General features: G+C 72.5%; 13 protein-coding genes. 1 reads left to right on the forward strand and 12 read right to left on the reverse strand.

Features of this window, described 5'->3' with window-relative positions; translation table 11 throughout:
* Window positions 1-688: 688 nt before the first annotated feature.
* The 12 genes from SVTN_RS01535 to SVTN_RS01585 all read right to left on the reverse strand — a co-directional run bounded on the left by SVTN_RS01535 (window position 689) and on the right by SVTN_RS01585 (window position 12,636).
* A complete protein-coding gene (locus tag SVTN_RS01535) occupies window positions 689-1,261 on the reverse strand; it encodes a phage tail protein (RefSeq protein ID WP_041127458.1) in 573 nt (190 codons plus the stop codon).
* Complete coding sequence (locus tag SVTN_RS01540) at window positions 1,258-3,219, reverse strand: putative baseplate assembly protein (RefSeq protein ID WP_041127459.1); 1,962 nt, start codon at window positions 3,217-3,219, stop codon at window positions 1,258-1,260. Before SVTN_RS01540 ends, SVTN_RS01535 begins: the two co-directional genes overlap by 4 nt.
* Window positions 3,219-3,641: a GPW/gp25 family protein gene (locus tag SVTN_RS01545; RefSeq protein WP_041127460.1), complete on the reverse strand. Its 423-nt coding sequence runs from the start codon at window positions 3,639-3,641 to the stop codon at window positions 3,219-3,221. The genes SVTN_RS01540 and SVTN_RS01545 overlap by 1 nt, the downstream gene beginning before the upstream one ends.
* On the reverse strand, window positions 3,641-3,958 hold the full coding sequence (locus SVTN_RS01550) for a PAAR domain-containing protein (RefSeq protein WP_041127461.1): 318 nt from the start codon (window positions 3,956-3,958) through the stop codon (window positions 3,641-3,643). The genes SVTN_RS01545 and SVTN_RS01550 overlap by 1 nt, the downstream gene beginning before the upstream one ends.
* Before the next feature lie 22 nt (window positions 3,959-3,980).
* A complete protein-coding gene (locus SVTN_RS01555; protein WP_041127462.1) occupies window positions 3,981-5,804 on the reverse strand; it encodes a VgrG-related protein in 1,824 nt (607 codons plus the stop codon).
* Window positions 5,801-6,523: a CIS tube protein gene (locus SVTN_RS01560; RefSeq protein WP_041127463.1), complete on the reverse strand. Its 723-nt coding sequence runs from the start codon at window positions 6,521-6,523 to the stop codon at window positions 5,801-5,803. Before SVTN_RS01560 ends, SVTN_RS01555 begins: the two co-directional genes overlap by 4 nt.
* 52 nt (window positions 6,524-6,575) lie before the next feature.
* Window positions 6,576-7,001 carry a phage tail protein gene (locus tag SVTN_RS01565; protein ID WP_041127464.1) on the reverse strand — a complete coding sequence of 142 codons (426 nt, stop codon included), beginning with the start codon at window positions 6,999-7,001 and terminating at the stop codon, window positions 6,576-6,578.
* A gap of 24 nt (window positions 7,002-7,025) precedes the next feature.
* Window positions 7,026-7,436 (reverse strand): hypothetical protein, encoded by a 411-nt coding sequence (locus SVTN_RS40835; protein WP_052498849.1) that lies wholly within the window; start codon window positions 7,434-7,436, stop codon window positions 7,026-7,028.
* Window positions 7,437-9,957: 2,521 nt separating this feature from the next.
* Complete coding sequence (locus tag SVTN_RS44695; RefSeq protein ID WP_167352187.1) at window positions 9,958-10,116, reverse strand: DUF6760 family protein; 159 nt, start codon at window positions 10,114-10,116, stop codon at window positions 9,958-9,960.
* On the reverse strand, window positions 10,113-10,604 hold the full coding sequence (locus SVTN_RS01575; protein ID WP_041127465.1) for a zinc-ribbon domain-containing protein: 492 nt from the start codon (window positions 10,602-10,604) through the stop codon (window positions 10,113-10,115). Before SVTN_RS01575 ends, SVTN_RS44695 begins: the two co-directional genes overlap by 4 nt.
* Entirely contained in the window at window positions 10,601-11,041 is a 441-nt protein-coding gene (locus SVTN_RS01580) for a phage tail protein (protein WP_041127466.1), read from the reverse strand. Before SVTN_RS01580 ends, SVTN_RS01575 begins: the two co-directional genes overlap by 4 nt.
* 41 nt (window positions 11,042-11,082) lie before the next feature.
* Window positions 11,083-12,636, reverse strand: coding sequence for a phage tail sheath family protein (locus tag SVTN_RS01585; protein WP_041127467.1), 1,554 nt, complete (start codon window positions 12,634-12,636; stop codon window positions 11,083-11,085).
* A gap of 244 nt (window positions 12,637-12,880) precedes the next feature.
* On the opposite strand from SVTN_RS01585, the gene SVTN_RS46520 reads away from it, so the two are divergent.
* Window positions 12,881-14,908, forward strand: a complete 2,028-nt coding sequence (locus SVTN_RS46520; RefSeq protein WP_425428937.1) for an eCIS core domain-containing protein — start codon at window positions 12,881-12,883, stop codon at window positions 14,906-14,908.
* The last annotated feature ends 13 nt before the right edge of the window (window positions 14,909-14,921 follow it).

Genomic DNA, 14,921 nt, shown 5'->3' on the forward strand with positions numbered 1-14,921 from the left:
TCCGCTCCGGCCGATTGGGCGTCCCGCACACGGGACAGGGCCGCCCGGTGCCCTCGTCCTGCACGGCCGCGGGACGTACGACGGGACGGGGGGCGACGGCCTTTGCGGGGAGGACGGGGAGGATCGGGTCGGGGGCGGGGGTGGGGGTGGGGGTGGTCGGGGGGCGGGGAGTGGTGGGCGAGGGCGAGGCGGTGGAGGCGGACGGGGGCTCGGGGATGGTCGGGGAAGACGGGGTGACGGGGGCCGCCGGGGGCCGAGGGGTGGCCGGCGAGGGCGAGGCGGTGGGTGGTGAGGGTGGAATGCTGGGGACGGGCGGGGCTTGCGGGGGCCGGGCGGCTGTTCCGGATGCGGGGGCGGTGGGTCGTACGGATTCGGAAAGCCCTGGGGCCGGGGCGGGGGGAGCTTCCTCGGCGGGGGTCTCGCCCGCGGACCCGCCGGTCGGGGAGTCGGTGCGGGCGGCGTCCGGTGCGGGCTGGGGCGGAGAGCTCGGGGCCTCCGTGGATCCCGTCGCCGCCGAGGCGACCGTGGGCGGGTTCGCGGGCGCCTGCGTGCTCGCCGACGTGTCCGTGGAGGTCGGCGTACCCGTGCTCGTCGACGAGTCCGACCAGCCCACGTACGTGCCGCAGTTGCCGCAGAAGTCGTCCGCGGGGTCGTTGGAGGCCCCGCATGCGGGACATGCTCGCATGCGTCAGTTCCCTTCCTCGGTGGGCGGGCCGGGGAGGGCCTCCACCCGAAACGCGACGTGCACCGGGCACATGGCCCGGACGATCTCGTGCACCCTGTCCACGTCCAGCCGTCCGGTCCCCGACCCGCGGTCCGGAAGGACGCGGATCAGGAGCTCGGCGGCGGGCTCCGGCGGCAGGTCGGAGCCCGCGGTGTTCGACCACGCCGCCCCGCCGTCGCCGCTCACCTCGGCATGCACGCCCAGCGCGAGACGCAGGGCCTCGGCCAGCCCCCGCTTCGTGCCCCGCCACCGGTGCAGCTCCACCGCGCGGACGACCGCCTCCCGGCGCAGTTCCACAGGCCACTGCGGATCGTCCGGGGCACCCACCCACGACGCCAGCCACTGAAGGAAGTCGACCGGCGTCACCCGGGGGTCGAGGTAGGCGGGCAGGTTGTCGAGCGTCGAGAACACCGGCGCGAGAACGGTGTCGAGCCCGGCGGTGAACCGCTGCGCGAAGTCGTCGTCGGCGTACAGGGCGGGCAGTTGCTCCCCGATCGGGTACCTGCTCGGCAGCCCGGGTATCGCGGCGCGGCTCATCCCCGCCCCTCCGCCCCGGCCCCCGTCACGACCACCTGGTGCTGGTACGAGAAGACCAGGGCGCCCGGACCCACGTCGATGCGGTCCGTCGGGGCGCCGCGGCGGCCGGTGACGGGGTCGGCCGGGAACAGGCGGATCTCCTCGACCAGCGCGTTGCCGGTGGCGCTTTGCAGGACACCGAAGATCTCGCCGTACTGGACCGGTCGCCCGAATGGCCACCCGGTGCCGTCCGGGCCGCCGACCAGCGGGTTGAGGTGGCGGAACAGGGCGTCCAGCGCCGCCTCGCGGACCTTGTCGGTGTCGCTGGGGGCCGCCGAGAGGCGGGCCACCACGGTGATGCCCTGGTAGACCGGTGGCTCCACCACGAGACGCGTGCCGATCAGGCGCCGTTCGTCGAGGCTCGCGGTGATCGCCGAGAGCACCTGGTCGGACGGGATCAGCTGCTCGAGGCGCAGCCGGTCGTCGCCCTCGTCGGCCACCGCGTCCGGCACCACCAGGACCCGTACCGCACCCGGCGCGTCCGCGGCCGGCAGACAGCGGACCCGGCGCGCCGAGGGCGCGACCTGGTGGCTGATGATCTCGTAGTCCTCGGCGGTCACCGCGCGGTCCTGCATCCGCAGCGCCTGGGGCGCGCGCCGCCGGGCGTTCTCGACGGTCTCCCCGGCGACCCCGCCGCGCGCCGCCTCCCGGTTGGTGACCTGGGCGATGTACGGAACGGAGCTGAGCAGTACGGAGATCGCACCGCGGGCGACGTTTCCCGCGGGGCCGCCGCCGGTGCGGTAGCGGGCGACCCGGATCTGGGCGCCCTTGGGCGGCACGGCACCGCACTGCCGCAGCGTGCCGTCCGGTTCGCGCAGCGCCGGGGGGAAACCGAACTCGCCGGTGGTGGCGTCGACGCGGACGTGCCGGTCGTCGGGTCCGGAGCGGCCGAAGTGCTCGACCACCTCCCAGCGCTGCCACCCCTCGCCGGAGGACACCTCCACCGTGGGGGGTTCGGCGTCGAGCAGGATCGGCGGGCGGCCGAGCCGGAAGGTCTGCCCGGCGATCCCCTCCGAGGTGCCGAGCGGTACGTCGGTCACCGTCTCGGCGTGCTCGACGGACATGGTGCCGCCGACGGTGAACACCGCCGCCTCGCGCACCGTCGGGGACTCCGAGTAGAACGGCTGGCCCGGCTCCGCCTCGGTGACCCGGCAGCGCAGCCAGCCGGCCCGGGTGCCGCCGATCACCGACGTCGTGTGCCCGGCCGGCACGTACACGGTGATCTCGCCGGGCCGGTTGAGGCCGCCGGTGGTGTCGTCGCCGGTCTCGCACCGCTGCCAGCCGCCGCCGTCCCACGCCTCCCACACCAGCGGAGGCTGGCGCGGGTCCACACCGATGCCCTCCACACGGCTGTCCAGGCGTACGGTGACGATGCAGCGCGGCACCGCCGTCGGCAGTCCGAACAGCAGCGCGTCGCCGGGTTCCGGCGTCGTCTGGAAGCAGGGGATGTCGAGGCCGTCGGCGAGCATGCCGGTCCGGTCGCTCTGCTCACCGGTCCGGGGAGCGGTGAGCAGGCGGGTCAACTCGCTGGGCAGGATGCGCAGTTCGTCCGTGGTGGTGAACACCACCGCTTCGTCGCTCTCGGCGCCCGCGGTGGTCACCTCGGTGCCCGGCGGCAGCGCGACGGTGTCGGGCTGCGGCGCCGAGAGCCAGAAGTCGACGTCGGCGCCGGCTGCGGTCGGCGGGAACAGACGGATGCCCAACAGGTCCAGGAACGCGGTGTAGTTCTTGTCCGGGACCCTGTTCAGCCGGTACAGCAACTGGTCCACCAGGTAGGCGAACGTCTCGATCAGGGTGACGCCCGGGTCGGAGACGTTGTGGTCGGTCCACTCCGGGGCGCGCTGCTGCACGTATCGCTTCGCCTCGTCGACGAGTTGCTGGAACCGCCGGTCGTCCAGGTTCGGGGAGGGCAGCGCCATCAGTCCGCGCCTGCTTCCTCGGCCCCCTCCTCGGAGGGGATCGTGTAGAAGGGAAAGACCAGGTTGCGCCGGTCGTTGGTGGAACGCAGGGTGTAGTGCACGTCGATGTACAGGGTGCCGTCCTCGACCGCGTCGAAGGCGACGACCACGTCGTCGACCGAAATCCGCGGCTCCCACCGCTCCAGTGCCTCGCGCACCTGCTGCGCGATGCGGCCGGCGGTGGCGCCGTCGCCGGGGGCGAAGACGTAGTCGTGGATGCCGCAGCCGAACTCGGGGCGCATGGGGCGTTCGCCGGGCGCGGTGCCGAGCACCAGGCGGATCGCCTCCTCGATCTCCCGCTCCCGTTCGACCAGGGCGATCCCGCCGGTCGGCCCGACGCGCAGCGGGAACGCCCAGCCACGGCCGATGAACCGCTCGCTCATCACACGCCTCCGATCAGAACGTCGGGGGCGCCGGTGACGATCATCGCGCCGCACGCCGTCCGGTCGCGGGCCCGCGCGGCCGGCAGCCCGCCGATGAGGACCTGTCCCGAGGCGAGCCCGGCCGGGTTGGGCATGATCACGTTGGCCGGTCCCAGGGCAAGGTGCGGCGGCATCGCACACGTGTGCAGGCTGCCCACGACGGCGGCGGGCCGGCCACCGATCAGGACGGTCGCCACCGCCCTGGCGGCGGCGGGCGGCGGGGTGGCGATCACCCCGCCGTGGTTGGTGGGGTCGCCGGTACGGGCTGCGGCGGGCATGGGAACTCCTCTCGAAAGGTGATCAGTTGATGCGGATGAGCTTGGCCTTGAGGACGCCGAGCAGGCCGCCGTCGACGGTGACGCCCGTGGCGCCGGTGACATCCACCGTGCGGCCGCCGATCTTCACCCCGACCCTGCCGTTGATGTCCACGTTGGCGCCCGACACGTTCACGTTCCCCCGCCCCGCGTCCAGGGTGATGCCCCGCTCGTCGAGCACGACGGAGCTGAGCACCTGCCGGCCCTTGCCCGCGTACACCGTCATCTCGATCCGGTCCCGCCGGTTGTCGAGGAAGACTTCGAGGCGCTCGTCGGCGGACATCATCCGCACCCCGGAGCGCCCCGGTGCCCGCGCGTCCAGCAGCTCCACCCGATGCCCCGAACGCGACACGATGGAACGGCGGTTGACCTTTCCGGTCGTCTTGTCGATCAGCGGGACGTCGTGCGGCGAGGGCTTGTCCACGCCGTTGTAGAGCCCTCCGATGACGTACGGGCTGTCCAGCAGGCCCTGTTCGAAGCCGACCAGCACCTCGTCGTTGACCTCGGGGCTCACCACCCCGCCGCCGCCCTTGCCGCCCCACTGCACGGTGCGCACCCAGTCGGTGACGTACGTGTCGTCCAGCCAGGGAAACTTGAGCTTCACGGCGCCGCGCTCGGAGCCGGCCGGCTCGCGCACGTCCGTCACGACGCCGATCGCCAGGCCCGGCATGCGCGGCCCCCGGGAGGGCGCGTTGGCGCCGGTGACCAGGCCGGTCAGAGAGCGGTCCGGGCTGGCGCTCACCCACACCGTCGTACGGTATCCGCCGTGCGGTTCGAGGACATGCTGCACCGCCGTCGCCGTGTACTTGCCGGAGAAGGCCTGCCCGACGTTGCCGAGCGCGATGGGCCTGCCCGCCCGCAGCATGGGGTTGCCCTCGGCCAGCGCCTCCAACTCTCCGAAGCCCGCACTGACTTGGCCGGCCACCGCGTCCGCGACCGCCTTCGTCTCGGCCTGGGTGCGGTACGGGGTGTCGGTGACGGTCAGCTTCGACGACTTGCCGAATCGGGCGGCGAGCACCGGGCTCAGCCCCGGCACCACCGTGTCGCTGTCGACCGACGGCTGCCGGGCCACCAGGGGCCGCTTGGTGGTGACGTCCCAGCCGCGCACCTCCACCTGCTGCGCGCCGTCCGCCGCCGACAAGGAGGCCCGCAGCGCCAGCAGATTGCGCCCGTACTCCAGCACCATCGGGTTCCGAGCAGCCGACGTGGACGGCGCGGGCGCCCCGGACGCCTTCTGGGGCTTGGTGAACTGGAGCAGCCCCTTGTCGTCGACACGCACCTGCGCGCCGCTCTCGGCGGCCAGGAACTGAAGGAAGTCCCAGTCGGAGACGTTCGCCTGGGACAGCTGCTTGTAGGTGACCGGCGCGGCCTGCACGGTGCCGCAGGTCAGGCCCGCCCCGGCGGCCACCTTGCGGACGATGGCCGCCGCCGTCATGTTCCGGTACGCCGCCACCTTCCGGCCGCGCTGGAGGCGGTGTGCCTTGGAGAAGGCACGCACCACCGTGAACGAGCCGGTGCGGTCCCGGTCCACCTCCAGGGCCGTCACCTCACCGTCGAACAGCCGCTCGCGCGCCTGCCCGGTCACGGTGACCACGGAGACCCTGAGCGGGGTGCCGATGGTGATGCCGGTCTTCTTCAGGAACTCGTGATCGGGATCGCGGAACGTGAGAACCGCCGCGTCCGGCAGGCCCACGTTCTCGTCGACCACGCAACTCACCAGCTGGGCGGCCCAGACGGGCGGCAGCTCGCCGGGCGTCTCCACGATGGGGTCCGCCGCGAAGGACCGGCCGTCCCCTGCCCCGCCACTCACTGCTCCTCCTCGGCGCCCGCGTCGCTCATCGCCGGCAGCACCAGTTCGCTGCCGGGCACGAGCGCCATCGGGTCGTCGATGTCATTGGCCTCCGCGATGACCCGCCAGGCCGTCGCGTCGCCGTACTCCCGCCACGCCAGCAGCGCCAGGCTGTCGCCCGCCACGACGATGTGCGTACTGCGCCCGGTGCGCGAGCCGGACGTCGGGTTCTGCCCCGCCGGACCGACGCTCGCCTCCTCGATCGACAGCCGGCAGGTCGCCCGCAGCGGCTTGCCGTCCACGTCGAACAGCGTGTACGTCACCGACAGGCTGGACAGCACCCCGTCGAACGACGTCGTCCGCGCGCTGCCCCACTCGAACCGCACCCACGGGCTCGCAGGCTTCTTGCGCCCCAGGCTCGCCTTCGTCGGCACACACGCCTTCATCAGCTTCTCCACCGCCTGCTCCACGGAGTTGTCGTGGGTGGCGGTGGCGTCCAGGAACACCTCGAGACTCAGCTCGCGCGGGCCACTGCCGACGAACTCGGGCAGCGCCGACTCCTCCGCCATCCGCGACGGAGAACGCCGCCACTCGGTGGTCTTGCGCAACTCCAAGGTGGACGGGTTGAACTGGAGGTTCAGCCGCGCGAGCGTCCCGCCGGGCTTGGCGCCGACGGAGGCCGGGGGCTCCTTCAACGTCAGCTGGGCCCTGGCCCGACTGGAGCGGGACGCTGGGGACATGACCGGGATTCCTTTCCAAGGCGCTGTAGGGAGAATGGGACTTGAGGGATGGTCAGGATGGGCGAAGTCCCTCGTGGGCGATCTCCAGGGTCTCCACCGCCGCCTGCGAGCTGCTGGGGTCGAAGGACGGGCCCTGCCAGCGCACCGGGACGATCCCGAACACCTGCCAGCTGATGATCCGCGACAGATCCGGCCGCAGCGCCACGATCTCGCCGTCCTTGGGCTCCACCCGCTTCAGCGTCTCGTCGAGCCAGCGGGCGATCTTCGCGGTGTCGGCGGTGACCGGCCGGGTGAGCGTGATGTTCGACCAGGTCACCCGGCCTGGCAGGTTATGGGTGAAGCCGTTGTTGCCACCCTCGGCGTAGCTCTCGATCTCCACCTCGGCACCCATGCCGGAGCAGGTGTGGAAGGCGCCCAGATCATTGCCGCCGATCGCGAGCCGGAAGAACACGCTGCTCGCGAAGATGTTGTCCGTCATCCGTCCGTCATCCGTTCCGTGCCGTCAGCGGCGTCCGTCGTAGGGGCGCCCCGTACGCTCCCGGCCGCGCCGCAGTTCCGTGCGCAGCAGGCGGGCCATCGGGTCGAGCAGGCGACGCGCGAGGTCGTCCAGGTCGAGACCGGGGTCCTGCGCCGCGTCGGCGGACCGCTCCGTGCGCCGGCCGGACGCGGAGGCGGAGGCCGTCCCGGAGTACTGCTGCTTGCCACGCGCCGCGGGCACCGCCTTCGCCGGTACGCCCTTGGATACGCCGGGTACGTCGGGTACGTCGGGTACGGCCTTCCCCGCGCCGGAGATCGCACGCTGGACCTCGGGCACCGCAGGGCTGTTGCCGCCGCCGCTCGCCGATCGGGCGCCCGGCGTCACGACCCGCGGCCGGACCACCCGGACCACGGGGATGGCCGCCGCCTGTGCCACGGCTGTCGACGGGCCATTCGCGAGGGGCGGCGTCAACGGGGGCGTGACCGGCAGGGGCTGCGCCGGGGGGACCGCCGCCGTACCGGGCACTCCCCCGCCAGGCGGCGCGGGCTTGACGAGCGGGACGACTCGCTGGACGACACCGGGGGCGCCGGTCGCTCGTACGGCCGAGCCGGTTGCCGGTACGCCCGGGTGGTGCGGCGCGTGCGCGGTTGCGGCCCGTTGGACCGGCGGGGTCGCAGCGGCGCCCGCGGACGGTGCCGACGCGGGGTGTGCGGGGTGCGCGGGCGACCGGGTGGACGGTGCGGGGGTGCCGCCGCCGGGGATGTCCGGCGCCCCGCTCCAACGCGCCGCCACCACGGGAGGGCCGCCGACGGGGCGCGACGCGGCGGACGGTGCCAGGCCTTCCGGCGCCAGGGTGCTGAGGGTGAGGGGCCGTGCGGGCAGCAGCGCGAGGGTGCGGCGGGCTACCGGGATGGAGGGGGCTGCGGTGCGGGGGCCGCTGGTGGATGCGGTCGCGGGACGGGGGCCTCCGGTGGATGCGGTCGCGGGGCGAGCGCCTGCCATGGGTTCGGCCGCGCGGCGGGCAACGACGACCGGGGCTGGGCTGCTGGGGCCTTGGGGACGTCCGTCGCCGGGACCGGGACCGGGACCGGGGTGCATCGCCTCGGGCCGTACGACTGTGCCCGCCGGAGCCTGAGACGCCGCGCCCTGGGACGGCGTCACCAACGGCGTGGCAGGGACGGTTCCGCGGTCCGTGGGGCTGCCGCCCTGGGGCGCCGGGTGGTCCGCGAGGTGGCGCTGGACGTCGACCGTCCCCAGCAACGGTGCGTGGCGTGCCGTATCCGAGGCGGGCTCCGTGGGCGGCGTACGGTCCCCGCCCGGCGCGGGCGATGCCGGTGTGCGCTGGATGTCGGGCCCGGATGCCGTACGGGAGGCTCGGGCCCCGGACGCGGCGGAGCCGGGCAGACCGGCGCTGGCCGGCATCGCGGGCAGAGGCGCCCCCAGGCCGCCGCGCGCACGCGCACCGGAACGCCGCGGACCCGAAGACGGGCCCGGGGCGGGGCCGCTGGGGGCACCCTGGGTGTCCTCGACCTGCCGCTGAACCACGGGAAGCACCGGACCGGACACGGGCGCGGCAGGGGCGTCCTTCACCAACGGCGCGGCTGTGGAAGGCAGTTCAGCGAGCGGCGCACCCAGCGGAGGTCGGCTTCCAGTGCGCTGCACGGGGGCGCTCGGCGCGGGGCCGTCGGAGGAACTCTGGGCGTCCTCCACCGGCGGCGCACCCAACGTCGGGCGGCCCCCCGCACGCTGTACGGCAGCGTTCGGCGCGGGGCTGTCGGAGGAACTCCGGGTGTCCTCCACGGGCGGCGCACCCAACGTCGTCCGGCCCCCCGCACGCTGTACGGCAGCGCCCGACGCGGGGCCGTCGGAGGAACTCCGGGTGCCCTCGGCCTGCCGCTGAACCACGGGAAGCACCGGACCGGGCACGGGTCCCGCAGCGGTCACGGCGGAGTTGTCCTCCACCGGCGGCGCACCCAACGGCGGCCGGTTTCCCGCACGCTGTACGGGCGTGCTCGGTGCGGCCGTCTCGGCGACCACCGCGGACCTCAGGGCAGCGACATGGCGTACAGGCCCCGTCACCCGGGGGGCGACCGTCAAGCGGGGCCCCGCCGACCGTGGCTGGACGGCGGGGAGGGACACCTCCGACCGGTTTCCGCTCGGCGCGGGCTGCGCACCCGTCTCCGGCGCCTCCTTCGCGGCACGCCGGACGGACGGTCCGGCCGCCCCGGGGATCATCGAGACACGTCGTACGAGCGGAATCGGCGCGGCGGCCGACGGGGCAACGGCCCGTTGGACAGCGGGAGTCGGGGAGTAAGGGACAGAGGAAGGGACAGAGGAAGGGACAGCGGGGGAACCCACGGACGACGTGATGTCACGACTCTGCGAAGTTCCGCCCGACCTCCCCTTCCCCACAGTGCGGTCGGCACCGAAGGAGCCACCACGACCTGGACGTACCGACGCCGACGCCGACGCCGACGTTGGCTTCGAGCGAGAATCCCCTTGCGCTCCGTCCTCCGGCCCCTCGCCCCCTTCTGTCCGCACCGCCCGGAGCACCAGCGGCCCCCCGCCCACGCTCACAGCGCGCGGGCCGGCCGGGCGAGCCACACCCCGCACCAGCCCAGCCGGAGCCGTCGGCAGCAGCGCATGCCCGAGCCCGCTGTCGAAGGAAGGGTTCTGCCAGGCGGCGAGTGCCGCACGGAAGGTGAGGCCGTCACTCACGCCCAACGGAGCACGGGAGACCGTCAGTCGAGGTGGGGCGGTGCGGCGCCAACCGCCGTCCCAGTCGCCAGGAATGGAGGAACCCACAGGACCCGACGCACCCGACGCACCCGACGCACCCGACGGATCCGAACCGCCGTCGCCACCGGCATCCGAGCCCCCAGACACGGCAGAGCCCCGGGCCCCCGACCCGCCCGCCCCGGCGCGGCCGCGCAGCCTGTCCCGCCATGCCATCTGCTCAACTACTTTCGTTCATACGGGTGTTGATACGGGCGATCTCGGCCACCCACTGCTGGCGTTCACCATGCGTGAGATCGAGGATCTCCTCGCGCTCCCAGTGGAAGTGGTAGGCGATGTACGCGATCTCCTCCCGGAGCCGGGGAAGGGCGTACGTCACGATTCCCCCAGGCGCCCACCCGAGAGGTCGACCTCGAAGCCGCCCTCGCAGTGCGGACAGGTGACCGCCGCGCGGGTGTGGCCCTCGCTGTTGACGCGGCGGTAGAAGTCCTGGAGGAACGCCACGTCTGTGGCGTACATCCGCTCGACGATCCCGGCGTGCACATCCGTGATCGTGCCGAGCCGGGTGATCACCTGGCTCAGCAGCACCACGCTCAGATACGCCGGGTTCTCCTTGACCCGCAGGTCGATCTGGGGCCGCAGTTCGTCGCGGGCCGTGGCCAGCCGCATCGAACCGTACCGGTGCACGGTGCCCGCCTCGTCGACGTACCCGCGCGGCAGCTCGAACTCGAACTCCGTGCGCAGCCCGCCGTTGTCGTCCTCACGGCGCGGCGGGGCGGGGGCCGCCGTCTGCTCCGGCGCCTGGGCGGGCGCCGTGACCTGGAGGAGGTCCTCCAGGTTGCCCGCTGTCACCGTACGGCGTCTCATTCGACGACGATCTCCTCGAACGTGATCGTGACCGACTCGGTGGCCGGGGACGACTCGCCCGCCTTCAGGGAGGGGCCCTCCCACTTGGAGGCCCAGCCCTGCATCAGCTGGATGCGGCGGACGGTGTTGCCCTCGGTGTCCTTGATCTCGATGGTGAGGTTCTGCCGCGCGGTGTTGACGGCGCCGTTGTTCAGGGTCTCCTTGATCCACTGGGTGAACTCGCTGCTCTGGTCGAGTCCCCGCGTGATCGTGATCTCACCGGCCTGCCGGGCACCCGGCTGCTTGCGGATGATCTGCTTGCCCTCCGCGGTGACCTGCTTGACCTCGACGACATCCTCTTCGACGGTGAACCCGCTGATCTCCTGGATGGACTCCACCAGGTATCCGCCGAGCTGCACGCCGAAGACGTGAGTGGAAAGAGCATCGCCCGTTGCCATGACTGTCTGTCAACCTTTCCTTGCAGAACCGGACTCGCGGATCACTCGTCGATGAGGCTGGTGGTGTCGGAGAACTGGGCCAGCCGGAAGACCACGAACTCGGCGGGCTTGACCGGCGAGACGCCGATCTCGCAGACGACCCGGCCCTGGTCGATGGACTCCTGCGGATTGTTGTCGCGGTCGCACTTGACGTAGAACGCCTCGTCGGCGGTACGACCGAACAGCGCGCCCCGGCGCCATTCCTCGGTGAGGAACGCGGTGACGTTGCGACGGATGCTGGACCACAGCCGGTCGTCGTTGGGCTCGAACACGACCCACTGGGTGCCCAGGAGGATGGACTCCTCGAGGTAGTTGAACAGGCGGCGTACGTTCAGGTAGCGCCAGGCCGGGTCGGAGGAGAGCGTGCGGGCGCCCCAGATCCGGATGCCGCGGCCGGGGAAGGCCCGGATGCAGTTCACGCCGATCGGGTTGAGCAGGTCCTGCTCGCCCTTGCTGAGTCGGAGTTCGAGGTCGACCGCGCCGCGGATCACCTCGTTCGCCGGCGCCTTGTGCACACCGCGCTCGGCGTCGCTGCGCGCCCACACACCGGCGACGTGACCGCTCGGCGGGACGGTGGTGTTGCGTCCGAGGACCGGGTCGAAGACCCGCACCCACGGGTAGTAGAGGGTGGCGTACCGGGAGTCGTAGCCCGCCTCGTCGTTGCGCCAGGTGCGCACCTGCTGGGCGTTGAGCCCGGGCGGGGCGTCAAGGACGGCCACGCGGTCGCCCATCTGCTCGCAGTGCGAGATGACGGCGAGCTGCACGGTGCGCACGCCCTCGGCATCGATGTCGCCGCGCTGGTAGGCGCCCATCAGATCGGGCACCGCGACCATGGTGATCTCGTCGATGGTCTCCAGACCGCCGAACCCGGTACGGGCCGCCGCGTCGCCGACGTACTCGGCGGGGTCGATGCGTGCCGGCTCAGCGGAGCCGTCGGAGGCGGGCGCGCCGGCGGCGTCGGGGATCGCGAGGGTCTGGGCGGCGGGCTTGGCCTGGGTGGCGCCGCGCTGCTCGGCGACCTCGATCAGCTTGGAGGCGCGGGCCTGGGTGACCAGGTAGCCCTTGACGTTCTTGCGGGGGGAGGCGTCGTACGTCTCCACCACCTCGTCGCCGCGCCGGACCAGGAGCTTGAAGCGGTCCTCCGGCGGGTTCTCGCCGTCCACCTCGGCGACCTCCACCGACACCCCGGTCACGCCCGGCCTGGCCGCGATCAGGAAGCCGCCGAGTTCGACCGGCGCAGCCGCCTTCGGCTGCCGGCCGCCATTGGCCGACGGGCCCGAGGCGGCCTCGGCCGCCCCGCCGATGCGCACCACGTACGCGGCGCCGCCGCCGTTGGAGAAGTACCCGTAGAGCGCGTGGGCGAGGTAGGTGCCCTCGGTGAAGCCGCCGAACACCTGGGAATACTGGTCCCAGCTGGTGACCAGCGTCGGCGCGTGGAACGGGCCCTTCTCAGCGAAGCCGACGAACGCGGCGACGGCCGTGCCGACCCCTTCGATCGGTCGGGCACCGGACTGCACCTCCTCCACGTATACGCCCGGGGTGAGGTACGTCGGCATGCTCGCTCCTTAACGTCCTTGCGGTCACCTGTGTCCAGGCCGAGTCTGCGCGGCGTACCGGCGGAGCGGCAGGGACCTGCGGACCTGCCCGAGGGCAATGCGTCTGCCTTTGCGGACGCCCCGGATTGACCGTCCCGACGTCGCCCACCATTGCCCTCGCGCTGCCCCTTCGGACCTGGACGCCCCGCTCGCCCCCGCGATGAACTGGAGAGCCGCAGCATGGGCGCCGACGAGGAGGCAGCAGGTGCAGACTTCCAAGCCGCGCACCGGCCGGAGCGAGGACCAGGAACCTGCGCGCGGCCAGGCCGGCGCCCGACGGGAGACGTCCGGGAACGGCGCCGCCGTACCGCCCCCGCTCACGGCCGCCGCGCTCCAGGCCGCCCAGGGCACGGCGGGCAACGCCGCGGCGACCGGCATGATCGCCCGCCGCGCGCGCACCACGGAAGCCCCGGAGCAGCCCGGCACCGAGGTGCACGACGTCCTGCGCTCGGCCGGCAGACCCCTCGCCGGGCCGGTCCGCCAGGAGATGGAGTCCCGGTTCGACACCGACTTCTCCGACGTACGGCTGCACACCGGCGCCTCGGCGGCCCGCTCGGCCCGTTCCGTCGGCGCGCGGGCCTACACCTCCGGCAGCCATGTCGTCATCGGCGAAGGCGGCGGCGACAAGCACACCCTCGCGCATGAACTCACCCACGTCGTCCAGCAGCGGCAGGGACCGGTCGCGGGCACCGACCACGGCAACGGCCTGCGCGTGTCCGACCCTTCGGACCGGTTCGAACGGGAGGCCGAGGCGAACGCGCACCGGATCATGGCGGGGCCCGCACCCGTGCAGCGGGCGGAAGCGCGCACCCCGGAGCACTCCGGGCCGGTGTCCTCCGGGGCGGCGGTGATCCAGCGCAAGGGCCATGAGGCGCTCTCGGACAAGCTGCCGGCGGTCGGGTCCGACGGCAACCCCCTGAAGTCCTTCCTCAAGTCCTGGGGGACGCCCCCGCAGGAGTCTCCCGAGCTGGCGGGGATCCGCGAGGGCATCAAGGCGTACGACGCGGATCCCAAGCGTGACCCGATGCACTGTGCGATGGTGCTGGTGACACTGCTGGTGGCGGTCGGCAGCGCCGAGGAGAATCTCACCAAGGAGTCCGGGACCGCCGCCCGGCACTTCCTGACCGAGGCCCGCGCGGCTCTCAAGGCCGAGAACAACCTGGTGACCGAACAGATCGGCAGGGACAACGACTTCCCCGCCGAAGCACGCGCCCCCTTCGAGGCGATGACCGCACGCGGCCTGCTCTGGAACGAGGAGACCTGGGCCGACAGCGCCGTGGCGTTCGCCATGAACGGGCCGAGCTATTTCCGCGAACTCTCCGAGATGAACCGGGCCGCCATGGCCAACGAGATCAACACCCGCGGGCGCAAGGACTGGGTGAGCGGCGTCGAACAGAACCTGACGGCCGCGCTGCGGCAGAGCGTGCTGTGCCACTACACCAAGGACGAGGCCCGGGCCGACCTGCTGTCGCGGGCGAACCAGATCAAGTCGAAGACGGAGCTGCTGAAGGACGACCCCGACGCGGCCAACAACTCCGAGGGCTACGACGCACACGTCCTGGCGAACGAGGGCTTCGTCTTCTTCTTCCTGGAGGCACCGGGCAGCGAGTTCCGCGACACCCGGTTCGGAAAGGTCCGGTTCGAGATCCCGCTCGCGGACTCGCCCCTGGAGTCCCAGGGCTGGCTCATGCTCAGCGACTTCGCCCAGCGCGAGTATCCGGTGATCAAGGCCGACCCCGCCGAACCCACGGACTTCAAGAGTGAACTGCCCACCCGCACGGACAAGATGCCCGAGCGGTTCTCCCGGCCCGTGCGGAATTTCGACCGCGGGATGAACAAGACGGACCTCGACATGATGGAGCTCGTCATGCAGGCCAAGGCGCAGGAGACGGACCCGGAGCGGGCCAACCTGCTCCCCGTCGTCAAGGGCGAGGTCGCGGCGGACGAGTTCAGCACGATGACCTACGGCGCCGGCCACCGGAAGGAGAAGGAGTACAAGGAGCGGATCCGCTCCAACACCCTGAAGGGCAGGGACATCATTCCCGGCCTGGTGGACCGCGCGGTGCTGGAGATCATGCGGATGGAGGACGCCAATCCCGCGTTGGCGAACCGGCTGAAGAGCATGTCCGGCGCGGATCTGATGAAGTTCCTCCTCAAGGACCTCCTGCGTCCGCAGGCGATGCTGCCCAACAGCGTGGATCTCAGCAAGGCCACGAGGAGGTCCAAGCCCTGACCCCGGACCGGCC

This window comes from Streptomyces vietnamensis, assembly GCF_000830005.1.
Taxonomy (GTDB): Bacteria; Actinomycetota; Actinomycetes; order Streptomycetales; family Streptomycetaceae; genus Streptomyces; species Streptomyces vietnamensis.

Coding starts and splice junctions, on each gene's coding strand:
- SVTN_RS01565 (WP_041127464.1), bottom strand. CDS start 7,001: ATGACGGACAACATCTTCGCGAGCAGCGTGTTCTTCCGGCTCGCGATC.
- SVTN_RS01550 (WP_041127461.1), bottom strand. CDS start 3,958: ATGCCCGCCGCAGCCCGTACCGGCGACCCCACCAACCACGGCGGGGTG.
- SVTN_RS01575 (WP_041127465.1), bottom strand. CDS start 10,604: ATGAGACGCCGTACGGTGACAGCGGGCAACCTGGAGGACCTCCTCCAG.
- SVTN_RS01545 (WP_041127460.1), bottom strand. CDS start 3,641: ATGAGCGAGCGGTTCATCGGCCGTGGCTGGGCGTTCCCGCTGCGCGTC.
- SVTN_RS01535 (WP_041127458.1), bottom strand. CDS start 1,261: ATGAGCCGCGCCGCGATACCCGGGCTGCCGAGCAGGTACCCGATCGGG.
- SVTN_RS01560 (WP_041127463.1), bottom strand. CDS start 6,523: ATGTCCCCAGCGTCCCGCTCCAGTCGGGCCAGGGCCCAGCTGACGTTG.
- SVTN_RS01540 (WP_041127459.1), bottom strand. CDS start 3,219: ATGGCGCTGCCCTCCCCGAACCTGGACGACCGGCGGTTCCAGCAACTC.
- SVTN_RS01580 (WP_041127466.1), bottom strand. CDS start 11,041: ATGGCAACGGGCGATGCTCTTTCCACTCACGTCTTCGGCGTGCAGCTC.
- SVTN_RS01585 (WP_041127467.1), bottom strand. CDS start 12,636: ATGCCGACGTACCTCACCCCGGGCGTATACGTGGAGGAGGTGCAGTCC.